General features: G+C 71.4%; 16 protein-coding genes and 1 other RNA gene. 10 read left to right on the top strand and 7 right to left on the bottom strand.

The features are described 5' to 3' along the window. Positions 1-242 precede the first annotated feature (242 nt). Positions 243-737: a GNAT family N-acetyltransferase gene (locus Cs7R123_RS35825; protein WP_244872356.1), complete on the top strand. Its 495-nt coding sequence runs from the start codon at positions 243-245 to the stop codon at positions 735-737. 114 nt (positions 738-851) lie between these two features. On the opposite strand, the gene Cs7R123_RS41025 is transcribed toward Cs7R123_RS35825, so the two are convergent. Beyond that, positions 852-1,208 carry a hypothetical protein gene (locus tag Cs7R123_RS41025; protein ID WP_308442908.1) on the bottom strand — a complete coding sequence of 119 codons (357 nt, stop codon included), beginning with the start codon at positions 1,206-1,208 and terminating at the stop codon, positions 852-854. 255 nt (positions 1,209-1,463) lie between these two features. Here Cs7R123_RS41025 and Cs7R123_RS35815 point away from each other — a divergent pair, with 255 nt between their 5' ends. The 5 genes from Cs7R123_RS35815 (at position 1,464) to Cs7R123_RS35795 (ending at position 5,430) form a co-directional block, all read left to right on the top strand. Further along, positions 1,464-2,825, top strand: a complete 1,362-nt coding sequence (locus Cs7R123_RS35815) for a hypothetical protein (RefSeq protein ID WP_244872355.1) — start codon at positions 1,464-1,466, stop codon at positions 2,823-2,825. Between the two features lie 229 nt (positions 2,826-3,054). After that, complete coding sequence (locus tag Cs7R123_RS35810; protein WP_212833229.1) at positions 3,055-3,405, top strand: hypothetical protein; 351 nt, start codon at positions 3,055-3,057, stop codon at positions 3,403-3,405. Positions 3,406-3,439: 34 nt separating this feature from the next. Then, a complete protein-coding gene (locus Cs7R123_RS35805) occupies positions 3,440-3,679 on the top strand; it encodes a hypothetical protein (RefSeq protein WP_212833228.1) in 240 nt (79 codons plus the stop codon). Between the two features lie 201 nt (positions 3,680-3,880). Continuing rightward, positions 3,881-4,213, top strand: a complete 333-nt coding sequence (locus Cs7R123_RS35800) for a YciI family protein (RefSeq protein ID WP_212833227.1) — start codon at positions 3,881-3,883, stop codon at positions 4,211-4,213. Then, a complete protein-coding gene (locus tag Cs7R123_RS35795) occupies positions 4,210-5,430 on the top strand; it encodes an RNA polymerase sigma factor (protein ID WP_212833225.1) in 1,221 nt (406 codons plus the stop codon). Before Cs7R123_RS35800 ends, Cs7R123_RS35795 begins: the two co-directional genes overlap by 4 nt. Positions 5,431-5,445: 15 nt before the next feature. Here Cs7R123_RS35795 and Cs7R123_RS35790 read toward each other — a convergent pair whose 3' ends face one another. After that, positions 5,446-5,988, bottom strand: a complete 543-nt coding sequence (locus Cs7R123_RS35790) for a GNAT family N-acetyltransferase (protein WP_212833223.1) — start codon at positions 5,986-5,988, stop codon at positions 5,446-5,448. A 149-nt stretch (positions 5,989-6,137) separates the two neighbouring features. On the opposite strand from Cs7R123_RS35790, the gene Cs7R123_RS35785 reads away from it, so the two are divergent. Beyond that, entirely contained in the window at positions 6,138-6,968 is an 831-nt protein-coding gene (locus tag Cs7R123_RS35785; RefSeq protein WP_212833221.1) for a hypothetical protein, read from the top strand. A gap of 122 nt (positions 6,969-7,090) precedes the next feature. Next, positions 7,091-7,498 (top strand): hypothetical protein, encoded by a 408-nt coding sequence (locus tag Cs7R123_RS35780; protein WP_212833220.1) that lies wholly within the window; start codon positions 7,091-7,093, stop codon positions 7,496-7,498. Between the two features lie 59 nt (positions 7,499-7,557). Here the strand turns inward: Cs7R123_RS35780 and rnpB are convergent. Continuing rightward, an RNA gene (gene rnpB / locus Cs7R123_RS35775) (RNase P RNA component class A) lies at positions 7,558-7,976 on the bottom strand. A gap of 72 nt (positions 7,977-8,048) precedes the next feature. Between rnpB and Cs7R123_RS35770 the strand changes: the two genes are divergently transcribed. Both Cs7R123_RS35770 and npdG read left to right on the top strand, forming a co-directional pair. Beyond that, positions 8,049-8,795, top strand: coding sequence for a sulfite exporter TauE/SafE family protein (locus tag Cs7R123_RS35770; protein WP_212833218.1), 747 nt, complete (start codon positions 8,049-8,051; stop codon positions 8,793-8,795). 320 nt (positions 8,796-9,115) lie between these two features. Next, on the top strand, positions 9,116-9,796 hold the full coding sequence (npdG, locus tag Cs7R123_RS35765) for an NADPH-dependent F420 reductase (protein WP_212833216.1): 681 nt from the start codon (positions 9,116-9,118) through the stop codon (positions 9,794-9,796). A gap of 196 nt (positions 9,797-9,992) precedes the next feature. On the opposite strand, the gene panB is transcribed toward npdG, so the two are convergent. The 4 genes from panB to Cs7R123_RS35745 all read right to left on the bottom strand — a co-directional run bounded on the left by panB (position 9,993) and on the right by Cs7R123_RS35745 (position 14,628). Then, the gene (panB, locus tag Cs7R123_RS35760) at positions 9,993-10,832 is read right to left on the bottom strand and encodes a 3-methyl-2-oxobutanoate hydroxymethyltransferase (protein ID WP_212833214.1); all 840 of its coding nucleotides are present in this window, start codon (positions 10,830-10,832) and stop codon (positions 9,993-9,995) included. A gap of 128 nt (positions 10,833-10,960) precedes the next feature. Beyond that, on the bottom strand, positions 10,961-12,715 hold the full coding sequence (locus tag Cs7R123_RS35755) for an NAD+ synthase (RefSeq protein WP_212833212.1): 1,755 nt from the start codon (positions 12,713-12,715) through the stop codon (positions 10,961-10,963). Positions 12,716-12,804: 89 nt separating this feature from the next. Further along, the gene (locus tag Cs7R123_RS35750) at positions 12,805-13,740 is read right to left on the bottom strand and encodes a hypothetical protein (protein WP_212833210.1); all 936 of its coding nucleotides are present in this window, start codon (positions 13,738-13,740) and stop codon (positions 12,805-12,807) included. Between the two features lie 75 nt (positions 13,741-13,815). Further along, positions 13,816-14,628: a hypothetical protein gene (locus Cs7R123_RS35745; protein ID WP_212833208.1), complete on the bottom strand. Its 813-nt coding sequence runs from the start codon at positions 14,626-14,628 to the stop codon at positions 13,816-13,818. Positions 14,629-14,630 lie beyond the last annotated feature (2 nt).

Here is a 14,630-nt window from a genome sequence, read left to right as displayed (position 1 = left end):
CGGGCGCCGCACCCGCGTACCGGACTCGAACCGGCTCATCCCTCACGGGTGGAGCCGCCGTCGGGAAGGTCCCTTCCCGATGACTGGTCTGCGCACTTTCCCATCTGCTTTTCGGGGTGCGGCCAGAGGATTCTGGCAGAAGCCCCGGCCGCCGGTGCAGGATGGTGCGGGCGTACACCTCATACGGTGTGGCCACATCACAGGACGTGTACACCGCTGCGGGGCTGGGGACCAAACCGATGATGAGCACCTTCACCGTCACCGCCATGACGGACGGGCACGCCGACGCCGTGCTGGCGATCTACCAGGCGGGGATGGACGAGGGCAACGCCACCTTCGAGACCGGTGCTCCGGGATGGGCCGAGTTCTTCGCCGCCCGGCTGGACGGGCACCGGCACGTGGCCGTCGACGCCGACGGGACCGTGCTCGGCTGGGCCGCCTGCACCGCCGTGTCCACCCGCAGCGTCTACGCCGGGGTCGTCGACCACTCCGTGTACGTGCACCCCGGCCATCGCGGGCGCGGCGTCGGCCGGGCGCTGCTGGAGGCGCTGATCGCCTCCACCGAGACGGCCGGGATCTGGACCATCCAGTCCGGGGTCTTCCCCGAGAACACCGCCAGCATCGCCCTGCACGAATCAGTCGGGTTCCGCGTCGTCGGCACCCGCCGGCGGATCGGCCGTCACCACGGCGTCTGGCGCGACGTCACCTTCGTCGAGCGCCGCAGCCCGCTCATCTGAAGAGGTCACCCCGCGCCAGGCAGAAAGGAAGGGCACCTTTTATCCCTTTGGGAGGTAGAAGGCGCCCTTCTTAACAGGCTGGCCGCGTCTGCGAGCGGCCGCTCCCGCGGGCTTTCACGCGGCGGCGAGCAGGTGGCGAGCCGCGCGTTTCGGCGTATGACCGGGTCGGCGCGGGCCGTAGCCGGTCGTGGCATGGACGTCGGTGCGCGCCGGGGATCTGTCGCACGCCATCGTCGGGAGTGCGGACGACGTGAACTCTGACGCCTCATTCGCAGGCATCGTGTCGCGGTCGTGGCGGTGCGGTGCGTCCAGCCAGCCGAGGAAGCGTTGGTGCAGCAGGCCGGACGGCATGGTCGGCAGATCCAGGCAGGCCTGGATCAGGTGGCGGGCCAGACAGATCGCCAGCGAGGCGGGGGCGCCGTAGAACTGCGCGAGCAGTTGCCGCCTGCGGGTGTGACAGGGCCACTCCATGGCGCAGACCGCGCACCTCCACTGCGGGCGGATTGGCGTGTGTAAGGACATCGGGCCTCCCCGTAAGTCGGATGACTAGGGGGAAGGGCGCCCGGCGAGCCTTGGGAGATGCGTCCGCGCCCTTCCCACTACGAGCAAACCCGATGCGCCGCTCGCGTAGACCATGTGAAGACCCATGTGAGTATGTGGAAGGCTGCCCCGCCGACCGCGACGCCGGTACCGTGCGAAGGGGAAGACGTCGCAGAAGGGAGCACGATGTCTGGAGCCAACGACAAGCTGGGCAGACTGATCACTGAGGCCGGTTGTTCCTGGGCCGGACTCGCACGCCGGGTCAACGCGTTCGGAGCGCGCGAAGGGCTCGCCCTCCGCTACGACTACACCGCCGTACACCGGTGGGTCCGGCTCGGCCAGGTGCCCAAGCATCCGGTGCCCCGCCTGATCGCAGCGGCGCTCACCGAGCAGCTCGGGCACAGCGTCTCACCTGCTGACCTCGGCATGGTGGATGAGGAGTCCCTAGCGGCCAGGGCGCTGCGATACCCGTCCCGGGCAAACGATTCGCTGGCCACCGTCGCCGAGCTCGGTCAGGCCGATGTCGCGCGTCGCCGCGTCATCCAGGCGCCGTTCGTCCTCAGCGCGCTCGCCCTGTCCAGCCGGGACTGGCTGCTGGCGACGCTCGACGGGCAGAGCTCCGACGCCGGGCCACGGCGGATCGGCATGGAGCAGGTCGCGGGCATCCGCGACATGTTCGCGCTCTTCCAGGAGATGGACGTCATGCGCGGTGGCGGCCATGCTCGCGTGGCCCTGGTCGAGTACATGAACAGCTACGTCATGCCGCTGGTCCGCCGAGACCACGGCCCGCAGGTCCAGACCGCGCTGTACGAGGCCGCCGCCGAGCAGGCATACCTCGTGGGCTGGATGGCGTACGACGACGGCGAGCACGGGCTCGCCCAGCGCTACCTGATCCAGGCGCTGCGCCTCAGCCAGGCGGCCGGTAACGCCGTGCTCGGTGCCCACGTCCTGGCGGGCATGTCGGACCAGGCGAACCTGCTCGGCCACGCCGCGGAGGCGGTCGCGCTGGCGCGTTCGGGCCGCCGGGGCATCTCGGCCAGCGACTCTCCAGCGTGCTACGCCGACCTGCTGGTGCTGGAGTCCCGCGCCCTGGCCTCCCTCGGCGAGAGGGCTCAGGCCAGGACGGCAGTTCGCGGGTTCGAGGAGGTCTACGCTCAGGTCGTGCCCGATAACGAGCCGGAATGGGCCCGGTTCATCGACCGTGCGTACGTGTACGGAGAGATGGCGTACACGATGCGCGATCTCGGCGAGCTCGACGAACTCGACCGGTTCGCCACGGAGTCCGTCACTGCGGCCGGTCAGCAGAACCGTGCGCGGCGCGGCGCCCTCAGCCAAGCGGTCCTGGCCTCAGGACGGCTCCAGCGGGGCGATGCCGAGGCGGCTGCGGCGAAGGCGTCGGAGGTCGTACGGATGACGGCGACCGTCAGCTCGTCGCGCTGCGTGGAGGCCGTACGGGACCTCGGCAGGCGCCTCGGGCCGTACCGCGATCTCGGCGAGGTCCAGGCATTCGAGCAGCGCGCCCGGCACATGCTCGGCCTGGCCGCCTAACGTGTCTTGGGGGTACTTCAGCTCCAGGTGGAAGCCCATCGGCCCGGGGAGCGGGTGGCGGTTTACCGGTGGTCATAGATTCATGGGAACGAGTCACTGAACCTGGGCGGATGAGTTGGCCTACAGCCTTGAGGCGATTGTCGGATCTCCGAGTGCGGTCGAAGCCTTGGCCGCGGACTTGAACGACGCAGCCGTTATGCCCCTGAACCGGGGCATCAGCATGATTCCGATGACGGATTCCGAATTCGAGCTGGTAGAGGAGCGGGCGTCCGCCCACCGGCCGGGTATCCGAATATCGCCGTCCTTAGAGCAGATGCTGATCACCCGGTCGCACGTCGGTCCAGTCGGCTATATCGAAGCGGAATACTTCGGCGGTGCCGGTGGCCAGGGGGCCGCAGTCTGGGATCGCGGTGTGCTGGTAGTCGGACCACTGGTGAACGTAGGCGAGGCGATCGGGATCGAGGGCACCCCCATTTCGCAGGCGTTGAGGTACCTGGGTGTGGTGCGCAGCTTCCCCTGGGACGAGTTCGACGCTGCGGGACTGGGGCGCCACAGGCGTACCACCGCGTGGCTCAGGTAACCGCATCGCGTTCGAACGACCGTACGCTGGCCGCATGGACTGGTATGCCGTGGCCCAGGAGGCGGAGGAGCGTGGCGCCTGGGACGTGGCCATCGCGGCGGTGCAGCCACACGCCGAGTGCTTCTCCCGAGACCACGTCAGGCACAACGCCCACCTGTGGTACCTAGATCTGCTCGCTCGCGCCGGACGCCGCGCAGAGTTGGAGTCGCTGGCGCCCCACGACTCCTGCGCCCGGCGCCGCCTCACCCGGCTCGCGAAGCGGCAAGCTTCCTGACCGCCGCTTCGTCGAGCGGGGCCTTCGAAGATCGGCGCCTTCGCCTCCGCGCGGGTGAGCCACCCCGCGCCTTCTGACCTGTAGCACCGATCTTCCCCAGAAGATTCCGGCGGCCGCGTGTCGGATCGGGGCGGCGGCGTTCGTAGCAGGGGTGAGAGGCTGCCTGAAGGGGCGGCCGCACGACCGCAGGAGATGGTTTCGATGGCGCAATACCTGATGTCCGTGCTCGCTGAGACAGGCGTTCTGGCCACCGCGGACGAGATGGCCGCGATCGACGTCTTCAACGAGCAGCTCCAGGCCGACGGCCACTGGGTGTTCGCGGGCGGGCTCGCCTCGCCGGGCAGCGCCACCGTCGTCGACGGCCGGGACGGCGCGCCGGTGTTCACCGACGGCCCCTACCTGGAGTCGAAGGAGCACGTCATCGGCTTCTGGATCGTCGACGCGCCGCACCTCGACGTGGCGCTGCGCCTGGCCGCGCAGGGGTCGAAGAGCTGCAACCGCCGGGTCGAGCTGCGGCCGTTCCTGGAAGCATGACCGACGTCGGCGAGGTGCTCGCCCGGGTCCACCGCGAGGAGTGGGCCCGGGTGGTCGCGACCCTGGCCAGGCGGATCGGTGATCTCGACATCGCCGAGGAGATGGCCGCCGAGGCGTTCGCGTCCGCCGTCGAGCACTGGCCGGTCCACGGCGTGCCGCCCAACCCCGGCGCGTGGCTGAGCACCACCGCCTTCCGCAAGGCCGTCGACCGGCTCCGGCGCGAGGTCAGGCGGGAGGAGAAGCACAGGGAGGCGCTGATGCTGTTCGACACCCCCGAGCCGCCCGGCGCCATCGACGACGACCGGCTGCGCCTGGTGTTCACGTGCTGCCATCCGGCGCTGGCCATGGACGCGCGGGTGGCGCTGACCCTGCGCATGGTCGGCGGGCTCACCGTGCCCGAGATCGCCCGCGCGTTCCTGGTACAGGAGAGCACGATGGGCCAGCGGATCACCCGGGCGAAAGCGAAGATCAAGGCCGCCCGGATTCCGTACGGCGTGCCGTTCCGCGAGGACCTGCCGGCCCGCGTGACCGGGGTCCTCGCCGTCCTCTTCCTGATCTTCAACGAGGGCTACCTGGCCTCCGACCCCGGGAAGGCGCCGATCCGCGGCGAGCTGACCGCCGAGGCGATCCGGCTGACCCGCCTGGTGCGCAGCCTGCTCCCGGCCGACGGCGAGGTCGCCGGACTGCTGGCGCTGATGCTGCTGACCGAGGCCCGCCGCACCGCCCGGGTGTCGGCGAGCGGCGAGCTCGTCGTCCTCGGCGAGCAGGATCGCGGCGCCTGGGACCGCGGGCAGATCGCCGAGGGGCACGCCCTGGTCCGCGCCCGGCTCGCCTCCGGTCAGGCGCCGGGGCGATACCAGATCCTCGCCGCGATCAACGCCGTCCACACCGACGCCCGCGACATCCGCGACACCGACTGGTCGCAGGTCGTCGCGCTGTACGACCAGCTGCTCCGCCTCGACCCCTCGCCGATCGTGCGGCTCAACCGGGCGATCGCGGTCGCCGAACTCGACGGCCCGCAGGTCGCGCTGGCCGAAGTGGACGGGCTGCCGCTGGAGGGCTACCACGTCTTCCACGCCACCCGCGCCGAGCTGCTGCGGCGGCTGGGCCGCAGCGAGCAGTCGCGGGCGGCGTACGACCGGGCCATCGAGCTGTCCGGCAACACCGGCGAGACGGCGTACCTCATCCGCCGCCGCGACCAGCTCGCCGGCCCCTGATCCGTTCGCGGCAGCCTATGCCGCCGAGCGCGCCTTCCAGTCCGGGGCGAGGAGCCCGAGCAGGACCTCGTCCAGGAACTCGCCCATCACCCAGGCCGAGGAGCGCAGCACGCCCTCGCGGACGAAGCCGTTGCGCTCGGCGGCGCGCAGCATCGCGTCGTTGTCCGACAGCGTGTCGATCTGCAGCCGGTGCAGACCGCGTACGACGAAACCGTAGTGGCACAGCACCGCGACCACGTCGCTGCCGTAGCCCTTGCCGCGCGCGGACGGCAGCAGCCCCAGCCCGAGGTGCGCGAAACGGTGGTGGGTGTCGATGCCCCACAGTGCCGCGGTGCCGATCAGCGTGCCGCCGCCCAGCTCCACCACCGAGAACGGGACGCTGCCCTGCTCGGTGTCGTCGAGCGTGACCCGCCTGTCCTTCATCCCGGGCGCGACCGGCCGCCACGGCCGGGATTCGGCCCGCGCGGAGCCGGCCACGTCGTTGTACAGCTCGGCCACCAGGACCGGGATGTCGTCCTCGTGCCGGGCCCGCAGCCCGATCCTGTCACCTCGCAGCATGCGAGCTTCCTACCCGACCGGGCAGACCGGCGGCAAACGGATAAGGCACCCGGCGACGGCGGTCCGGACGGCCGGACGCCAGCCGCCTGAGCGCCCTTCAGGGACAGCGCCGCCGACCGCGACGGGCTTTAATGTTTCGCATGTCCTCCATGGCAGGTTCGGGTTGGCGAGTGCGGCTGAGCATCGCGGGCGCACTGCTCGGAACTCTTCCGCTGTTGCAGGGCGAGTGGTCGGCGGGAGTCGCCGCGGCACTCACCGGGGTGCTGGTCGTCGGCGCCTGGGCGTGGGGCAGCAGCTGCGCCAGCCGAGCAGGAACGGCTGTCGGCGCATGCCTGATCGGCTCGATGGCCGCCGTCTTCGCCGTATCGCAATGGCCGGGCGGCCGCCTCGGTGCGCCGTGGTTCGACTGGTTCGCAGGTTGGCTGCTGGTGGGCGGTGGTGGTCTGGTCGCCCTGCTCGTCGATCGCATCATCCACAACGCTCAGGTCCGAGCAGGCTCGGACATCCGCCCGGCGGCCCGATGGCGGTGGGTCGTCGCGGTGGCGGCGCTCGTCGGCGTGCTGTCGCTCGTATCCTGCGGAACAGCCGCAGTCGTGGGCGATGACGACGGCTCGCTGCGCTTCGAGGCCCGCGACGGCGAGCTCCTGCCGCTGCCGCCGACGCTGCGGCTGGTCTCGGCCGACCACTGCGCCTCCGGCGGCAGCAGCGGCAACTGCACGGCGGAATTCGTGGTGATCGCCGCCGACGGCGCCGCCCGCGCGACGACGGTGACCCGGCTCGTCGATCACCTGCGCGGGATCGGCTGGTCCCTGGACGCGACGTCCGGCTCCTACCGCGGCTGCCGCGAGGTCGGCGGAATCCTGCCCTGGACCCGCCACTGCCTGTGGCTCTACACCGGTCAGGAGTACGGAGACGTTCCAGCCAGCCCGGATACCGTCGCCGTCCACATCGACAACATCGGAGACGACCCCGGGATGTGACCGCCGGGCGGCGCCAGCGAACGGCGCATCCAGCCCGATACGCGCCGCCAGGGGGCGGTACCGCCACCTATCTGCGGAAACAGCGGTGGACGCGGTGGCGGGCAGCTACTACGGTGGGCGCCGTGACGTTGCAGGTGAGAGCGAAGTCGACCCTCGTGGCAGGGCTGGCTGTGGCGGTTTACGGGCTGGTCGAGTTCCTGTCGGGGGTGACCGCCACCTTCCCGATGCCGGTGAGTCTCCTGCTCGCCATGGCGGTGGCGGTGGGTTACGTGCTCTTCGTGGCCGCGCCCGGCGAGCGCCAGGGCTTCGGACTGGTCCGGCCCCTGTGGCGGCTGCCGCTGCCGGCCAAGGTGGTGTGGGTGCTGTTCCTCCTGCCCACCTTCGCCCTGCAGCTGTTCGCGCAGCGCCTGGCCGCCGGGCCGCTGGTGATCTTTCCGGCCGTCGCGGTGTACTTCGGCGTCACCTTCGCGCTGATGTCCTGGGAGCGCCTGCGCGGGCTCGGCAGCGCGGGAGAGCGTCTCAGCTCGTAGCCATGGCGTGCCTGGTGTCATACCCGGCTGGCCGGCGACTGCCGGAAGCGGTACAGGGACGGACGAGTCGACCTGTACGCCGGATTTTGTCCCGGTGCTCGCGCACCGGGGGCGGCCATCCATCTACGCCTGCCGTCGCCGACAGGCTCTAGCAACCTACCCGCGGACATCGGGCGGGCAGCCCTCGAACGTCCGCGCGACCACCGCTCGCCCGAGGGCTCACGGCGGCCAGTCTTGGTCTTGCTCCGGGTGGGGTTTACCTAGCCACCCCGGTCACCCGGGGTGCTGGTGAGCTCTTACCTCACCGTTTCACCCTTACCCGCTCCTCCGAGGAGTGCGGGCGGTCTGCTTTCTGTGGCACTGTCCCGCGGGTCGCCCCGGGTTGCCGTTAGCAACCACCCTGCCCTGTGGAGTCCGGACGTTCCTCGGCACCGCCGGGCCGGAGCCGCAGCGGTGACGCGACCGCCCGGTCGACTCGTCCGTCGCGCTGACCATGATACGTGGCACAACCGGCATGATCACCGTGCCGTACCGGCTACGGTCGGCGGCGATGGATGCCCTGCTGCTTCCCGCGCTCGCGGTGGCCGGTGTGCTCGCCGGTGCGGTGAACGCGGTCGCCGGGGGCGGCTCGCTGCTGGTGCTGCCCGCGCTGCTGGCGGCGGGGGTGCCGCCGGTCGGCGCGAGCGTGACGACGGTGATGTCGGTGATCGGCGGGTACTCGGCGAGCGTGGCGGGGACGTGGCCGGACCTGCGGGGGCGGTCGGCGCGGTTGCGGTCGCTGGTGCCGCTGGTGCTCGCGGGGGCGGTGACCGGGTGCGTGCTGCTGCTGCGTACGCCGGCTGCCGCGTACGCGGTGATCATGCCGGTCCTGGTCTTCGCGGCCTCGCTGCTGCTCGCGGCCCAGGGGCGCGTGTCCGGCTGGCTGGGCGACTTTCATCCGGTATGGCTGCGGCGCCTGCTCCTGTTCACCGTCGGCGTGTACGGCGGCTACTTCGGCTCGGTCCTCGGCGTGATCCTGCTGGCCGTGCTGGGCCTGATGCTCACCGAGCCGCTGAGCCGCCTGGTCGCGGTGAAGAACGTGCTCCAGCTCGCCGTCGGCGTGGTCACCACCACCGTGTACGCCCTGTTCGGCCCCGCCTACTGGCCCGCCGTCGCGGTCCTGATCCCGACCACCCTGCTCGGCGGCTACGTCGGCTCCCGCCTGGGCCGCCGCCTCCCCGCCCGCACCCTGCGCCGCGTAGTGGTCGCCTTCGGCCTGACCCTCTCCGTCCTCCTCCTACTCCGCGCCCTCACCTGACCGGCACCCCCACCCCCAAGCCCAGCCAAGTTGCCGGGCAAACGTGCGTTTGGCGCCCCCTCTTTCGCCCAGTTGCCAGGCAACTCGCCCGATCTTGACGCCCGCCCCGGCCCGCCCCGCCCGCCTCGCCCCGGCCCGCCCCGCCCGGCCTGGGGTGGGCGTGCAGTTTCGGGAAAGTGCTGGAATGGGGGGTCGGGTTCGTGCAGTTTCCCTGAAAATGCACGAACTCGGGTGCCGCGAGGCGGGCTGAACGATCGTTGTGGTTTCTGGGAGAGATGTCACAGGGTGTTTTGGGTGCTCCAGGTGCGAGGATCGGGCGCATGGCACTGGATCTCGCTTCCCTTCCCGACGTCAGCGCGCTGACGGTCGGCATCCTCGGCGGCACCGGCGATCAGGGCCGCGGCCTGGCGTACCGGCTGGCGCTGGCCGGGCAGCACGTGCTCATCGGTTCACGCAGCGCCGAGCGCGCCGCGGCTGCCGCGGGCGAGCTCGCCTCCACGGGCCGGGTCGAGGGCGGTGCGAACGCCGAGATCGCGAGCCGGTCGGACGTGCTCATCGTGGCGGTGCCGTACGCGGGGCACGCCGAGCTGCTGGCCGAGCTGGAGCCCCTGCTCGTCGACAAGATCATTGTCGACTGCGTGAACCCGCTCGGCTTCGACAAGCAGGGGCCGTACGCGCTGCCGATTGAGGAGGGCAGCGCCGCGCAGCAGGCGGAGAAGCTGCTGCCGCGCTCGCGGGTGACGGCCGCGTTCCACCACGTCAGCGCGGAGCTGCTGGCCGACCCGTCGGTGCAGTCGGTCGAGCTGGACGTGCTGGTGCTCGGCGACGACCGGGACGCGGTCGCGGTGGTGCAGGCGCTGGCGGGGCGGATCGCGGGGATGCGCGGGGTGCACGCGGGGCGGCTGCGCAACGCGGGGCAGATCGAGGCGTTCACGGCGAACCTGATCGCCATCAACAAGCGGTACAAGGCCCACGCAGGCATCCGCGTGACGGACCTCTGACCTGAACGCATTCCCCGTCCCCGGCCCGTCCTCGGCTCCGGCTCCGGCTTCAGCCCCGGTTTTTCATAGACGTTGGCCTATTACATCGACTGAAACAAGATCGAAGTCGACGAGATAGGCCAACGTCTTTGTAAGGCGGGTGGTGACGGCGGGGAGTGGCGGCGGGGAGTGGCGGGCAGGGGGTGGGGCGGGCGGGTCAGAAGGTGTGTTCGGCCGAGGGGAAGGCGCCCTCGCGGACGTCGGCCGCGAACGCCGTCGCCGCCTCGCTCAGCACGTTGTGCAGTTCGGCGTACTTCTTGACGAACCGGGGCATCGGCCCGGCGCTGGCCGGCCGCATCCCGGCCATGTCCTGCCACACCAGCACCTGCGCGTCGGTGTCCGGCCCGGCGCCGATGCCCACGGTCGGGATCGGCACCTCGGCGGTCACCTGCTTGGCGACGTCGCCGGGCACCATCTCCAGCACCACCGAGAACGCCCCCGCCTCGGCGACGGCCCGCGACTGCGCCAGCAGCACGGCGGCCGCGTCGTCACCACGGCCCTGCACCCGGTACCCGCCGAGCTGGTGCTCCGACTGCGGGGTGAAGCCGAGGTGGGCCATGACCGGGATGCCCGCCCCGGTGATCGCGGCGATCTGCTCGGGCCGGAAGCCTTCGAGCTTGACGGCGTGGCAGCCGGTCTCCTTCATGAGGCGCACCGAGGTGCGCAGCGCCTGCGCGGGGCTCTCCTCGTACGAGCCGAACGGCAGGTCGGTCACGACCAGTGCCCGCCTGGTGGCCCCGACGACGGCGCGGGCCAGCGGGATCATCTCGTCGACGGTCACCTGGAGGGTGGTGGGGTAGCCGTACACGTTGTTGGCCGCCGAGTCGCCGACGAGCAGCACCGGGATGCCCGCCTCGTCGAAGATCTGGGCGGTGTACTGGTCGTACGAGGTGAGCATGGCCCACTTCTCGCCGCGCTCCTTGGCCAGTTGCAGGTGCCGGGCGCGTACCCGGCTGCCGGCCTTGGCCCCGTACAGGGACCCCACACTGTCAGACATCGCTGTCTCCTCTCACCTCGTGGCCGCGCTCGCGGTCCCCGGGTCTCTGAGGAGGATGTTTCCACCTGTTGAACAGCCGATGTCAGGGTTCAGTGCAGAATTTCACTGCCCGGTCGGTCACAGCATCTCTAGCGGGATTCGCGCCAGCGGTTGGTGATCGGCAGCCGCCGGTCCCGCCCGAACGACTTGAACGAGATCTTCGTACCGGGCGCGGACTGGCGCCGCTTGTACTCCGCCCCGTCGATCAGCCGGAGGATCCGGTCGACCAGGGCGGGGTCGTGCCCGGCCGCGACGAGCTCGTCGCGGCCCTGGTCGCCGTCGACGTACCCGGCGACGATCGCGTCGAGCTGGTCATACGGCGGCAGCGAGTCGGTGTCGAGCTGGCCGGGGCGCAGCTCGGCGCTGGGCGGCTTCTCGATCGAGCTGACCGGGATCACCGGCGTGACCGTGTTGCGCCAGCGGGCGAGCTTCCAGACCAGGGTCTTCGGCACGTCCTTGAGCGGGTTGAACGCGCCGACCGAGTCCCCGTAGAGGGTCGAGTAGCCGACGGCGAGCTCGCTCTTGTTGCCGGTGGTGAGCACCAGGTGCCCTTCCTGGTTGGACAGCGCCATCAGGATCACCGCGCGGACGCGGGCCTGGAGGTTCTCCACGGCCAGGCCGGACAGGTTCAGGTTGGACAGGAAGCCGTCGACCATGTGCTGGATCGGCTCGACCCGGTAGTCCAGGCCGGTGAGCTGCGCCATCTCGGCGGCGTCGTCGCGCGAGTGCTGCGAGGAGTGGCCGCTGGGCATCGAGACGCCGACGACGTGCTCGGCGCCGAGCGCGTCGACCGCGATCGCGGCCACGACCGAGGAGTCGATGCCGCCGGACAGGCCGAGCAGGATCGACTTCGCGCCGTTCTTGCGTACGTAGTCGCGCAGGCCGAGCACGAGCGCCTGCCACACCTCGGCCTCGTCGGCCAGGCGGGCGGCGATGCCCGCGTCGGCGGGCGGGCCGACCGGGGCGCCCCACGAGGTGCGCAGCAGGTGCCGGGCCACCTTCATGGCACCCAGGTCGCCGGTGGGGGCGTCCGGGTCGGCCTCGGGCAGCTGGAGGTCGTGCACGAGCAGCGCGGCGTCGAACTGGGGCCCCCGGGCCAGCAGCGTCCCGTCCGAGGCGACGATCATGGAGTCGCCGTCGAAGACCAGCTCGTCCTGGCCGCCGATCATGTTGACGTACGCCACGGGCGCGCCGGCCTCGGCGGCGCGGCGGGCCACCAGCGGCAGCCGCACATCGTCCTTGTCCAGCTCGTACGGCGAGCCGTTGATGTTGACGACCAGCCCGACCCGGGCCGCGGCCGCGACCGCGAACGGGCCGCCCGCCTGCCAGATGTCCTCGCAGATGGTCAGCGCGACGTCGGCCTGGGCGCCGTCGGCCCACTGGAGCCGCACCACGGTCAGCGTGTCGCCGGGCACGAAGTAGCGGTCCTCGTCGAAGACGCCGTAGTTGGGCAGGTGGTGCTTGTCGTAGCGGGCCGCGACCGCGCCCCGGTGCAGCAGCGCCAGCGAGTCGCGCGGGCCGACGGCCGAGGCGCTGTCGGAGCCGAGCCGGGCCGGTCCGTCGGCGTCGAGGTAGCCGACGACCACCGCCAGCTCGCCCAGGCCGTCGGCGGCCAGGTCGGCGGCGAGCCGCTCCACCGCCTGGCGGGAGGCGTCGACGAACGACTGCCGGAACACCAGGTCCTCGACGGGGTAGCCGGTCAGCATCATCTCGGGGAAGGCCACCAGGTGGGCGCCGTTCTCGGCGGCGCGGGCGGACCACTCGCGCACCAGCGCGGCGTTGCCGGCGAGGTCGCCGACCGTGGGGTTGACCTGGGCGAGAGCGAGACGCAGCGTGGCGGTCATGACCTCATCTTCGCGCATCGCCCCAGCCGGGGCCCGTCCCGGCACCCGTGTGCCCGGACACATACCCGGCAGGGGAGACGGCGTACCCGCTAGGTGTTCTCCTTGGTGATCGGCAGGCGGCCGGAACGGCGGCGCAGCTCGACCGAGAGCAGCTCCAGGTCGTGGTCGGCGGTGTGGATCTGCGCCTGGTCCAGGGTCACGCCGACGACGTGCACCGCCGGGCTGCTGCTGATCATGTAGTAGAAGATCGCGCCCTGCTCGACGTCGAACACCATCCGGATCAGCGGCCCGGTCTCCAGCGGGTCGAACTTCGTGTTCAGCTCGCGCAGCAGGTCCACGATCTGCGGCCCGTGCTCGTTGTAGCGCTGCCGCCGGGCCGCCTGCGTCGTCTCCACCGGCTGGAAGTCCTCCAGCCGGTCGAACACGTCGATGTTGAAGACACGGGTGCGGCCCTCGTAGTAGGCCACGTAGTGCAGCTGGTCCATGCTGAGGGCGGCGCGGCAGGCGTCGAAGTACTTGGTGTGCTTGACCGGGTCGAAGCGGCCCGGCACCCGGTCGAAGGTGACCTGCTCGATCGTGGGCGGCTTGCGCTGGGCGGGGATCGCGGCGTCCTTGGCCGGGCCCTCGACCCGGAAGTAGAACCAGCCGATGGCGAACACGGCCAGGCCCAGCACCAGCGTGATCATGCCGACGACGCCCTCGATCGGGGCTGCGGCCATCCACTCCGGGCGGGCCGCCTGGAGGAAGCCCTGGGTGGCGGTGACGAAACCGGCCACGATCAGGAACGCGGCCCGCGCCCGCTCGAACACGATCCGGCCGACCTGGGAGGCGTACAGGATCGCCGCTCCGATCCCGAGCACCATCGCCGTGATCGCCGTACGCACGTAGTCGAACTGCTGGTTGTTGATGACCGCCAGCAGGATCTCGCCGAGCAGCGGGATCGCGAACGATCCGGCCAGGATCCCGGCGAGCCGTTCAGCCCACGCGCCTCTCGGGGACGGCGCGGGGTCGGGGGAGGGGGACATGGCGCACCTTGTCGCGGAGGGGACCGGGGTGCCCCATCCTAAGGCGACGGTGCCCCGCGCGCGGGGCGTCGCGGCTCAGCCCAGCGGGGCCGGGCTCGCGCCGAGCTTTCCCAGCGTGAGCGGCAGCAGCTTGCGCGCCGCCTGCGACAGCACCTCGGTGAAGTGGGCCAGGTCGGCCACTGCCCCGTGCCGCGTCGACTCCATCTCCCGCAGCACCGACAGGACCTTGCCGACCCGGCCGAGCGCCAGATACCCGGTCATGGTCTTGTCCGACCCGGTGAGCGTGAACCGCAGCGCGAACGCGTCGCCCTCCAGTTTCAGCAGCTCGGTGGGCAGGTGGTCGCGCGGCACGTCCTCGACGCGGACCCGCACGGCGGTGCCGTCCTCCAGCACCGCGCTGAAGTCGCGGCAGCGCTGCCCGACCCGGCGCAGTTCCTCCAGCGTGCTCACGGCCCCGTCCCCGGTGAACGTCGTGAGCACCTGGGTGATCAACGTCGGGCCGTACTGGCGGGAGACCGCCTGGGCGCTGGGCCGCACCGCGCTCTTGGGGTGCGGGGCGAGCGTGGCGGCGGTGTGCCGGATCAGCTCGTCGGGGGCGCCGAGCAGGCTGGCGCAGCGCTCGGCCCGCGGCGCGGCCGGCGCCTTGGTGGCCGGGGCCGGTGCGTAGCTCGGCGGCAGGTCCGACGGGGCCAGCAGTGCGGCCTGCAGCTCGGGCTGGGTGGCGGTGATGGTGTCCGTTTCGCGGATCGGCGCGGCGTGGGTCTGCGGCGTGTGCCGGACCCCCATCACCCCGGCGACGAGCATCGCGGCCAGCAGCAGGCCACCGAGGGCGATGCCGCCGGCGATGGTGCGATGGCGCACCGGAAACAGGGTGTCCAGGCGGTTCATGG

The organism is Catellatospora sp. TT07R-123, assembly GCF_018327705.1.
Lineage (GTDB): Bacteria > Actinomycetota > Actinomycetes > Mycobacteriales > Micromonosporaceae > Catellatospora.
The sequence above is the reverse complement of the archived record's forward strand: the minus strand, read 5'-3'. Positions and strand labels throughout refer to the sequence as shown.

What these genes read in the sequence shown, in the direction of transcription:
- Cs7R123_RS41025 (WP_308442908.1), bottom strand. Translation starts at nt 1,208, where the DNA reads ATGGAGTGGCCCTGTCACACCCGCAGGCGGCAACTGCTCGCGCAGTTC.
- Cs7R123_RS35755 (WP_212833212.1), bottom strand. Translation starts at nt 12,715, where the DNA reads ATGACCGCCACGCTGCGTCTCGCTCTCGCCCAGGTCAACCCCACGGTC.
- Cs7R123_RS35785 (WP_212833221.1), top strand. Translation starts at nt 6,138, where the DNA reads ATGGCAGGTTCGGGTTGGCGAGTGCGGCTGAGCATCGCGGGCGCACTG.
- Cs7R123_RS35825 (WP_244872356.1), top strand. Translation starts at nt 243, where the DNA reads ATGAGCACCTTCACCGTCACCGCCATGACGGACGGGCACGCCGACGCC.
- Cs7R123_RS35770 (WP_212833218.1), top strand. Translation starts at nt 8,049, where the DNA reads ATGGATGCCCTGCTGCTTCCCGCGCTCGCGGTGGCCGGTGTGCTCGCC.
- Cs7R123_RS35745 (WP_212833208.1), bottom strand. Translation starts at nt 14,628, where the DNA reads ATGAACCGCCTGGACACCCTGTTTCCGGTGCGCCATCGCACCATCGCC.
- Cs7R123_RS35805 (WP_212833228.1), top strand. Translation starts at nt 3,440, where the DNA reads ATGGACTGGTATGCCGTGGCCCAGGAGGCGGAGGAGCGTGGCGCCTGG.
- Cs7R123_RS35800 (WP_212833227.1), top strand. Translation starts at nt 3,881, where the DNA reads ATGGCGCAATACCTGATGTCCGTGCTCGCTGAGACAGGCGTTCTGGCC.
- Cs7R123_RS35790 (WP_212833223.1), bottom strand. Translation starts at nt 5,988, where the DNA reads ATGCTGCGAGGTGACAGGATCGGGCTGCGGGCCCGGCACGAGGACGAC.
- Cs7R123_RS35750 (WP_212833210.1), bottom strand. Translation starts at nt 13,740, where the DNA reads ATGTCCCCCTCCCCCGACCCCGCGCCGTCCCCGAGAGGCGCGTGGGCT.
- Cs7R123_RS35795 (WP_212833225.1), top strand. Translation starts at nt 4,210, where the DNA reads ATGACCGACGTCGGCGAGGTGCTCGCCCGGGTCCACCGCGAGGAGTGG.
- Cs7R123_RS35815 (WP_244872355.1), top strand. Translation starts at nt 1,464, where the DNA reads ATGTCTGGAGCCAACGACAAGCTGGGCAGACTGATCACTGAGGCCGGT.
- Cs7R123_RS35810 (WP_212833229.1), top strand. Translation starts at nt 3,055, where the DNA reads ATGACGGATTCCGAATTCGAGCTGGTAGAGGAGCGGGCGTCCGCCCAC.
- npdG (WP_212833216.1), top strand. Translation starts at nt 9,116, where the DNA reads ATGGCACTGGATCTCGCTTCCCTTCCCGACGTCAGCGCGCTGACGGTC.
- panB (WP_212833214.1), bottom strand. Translation starts at nt 10,832, where the DNA reads ATGTCTGACAGTGTGGGGTCCCTGTACGGGGCCAAGGCCGGCAGCCGG.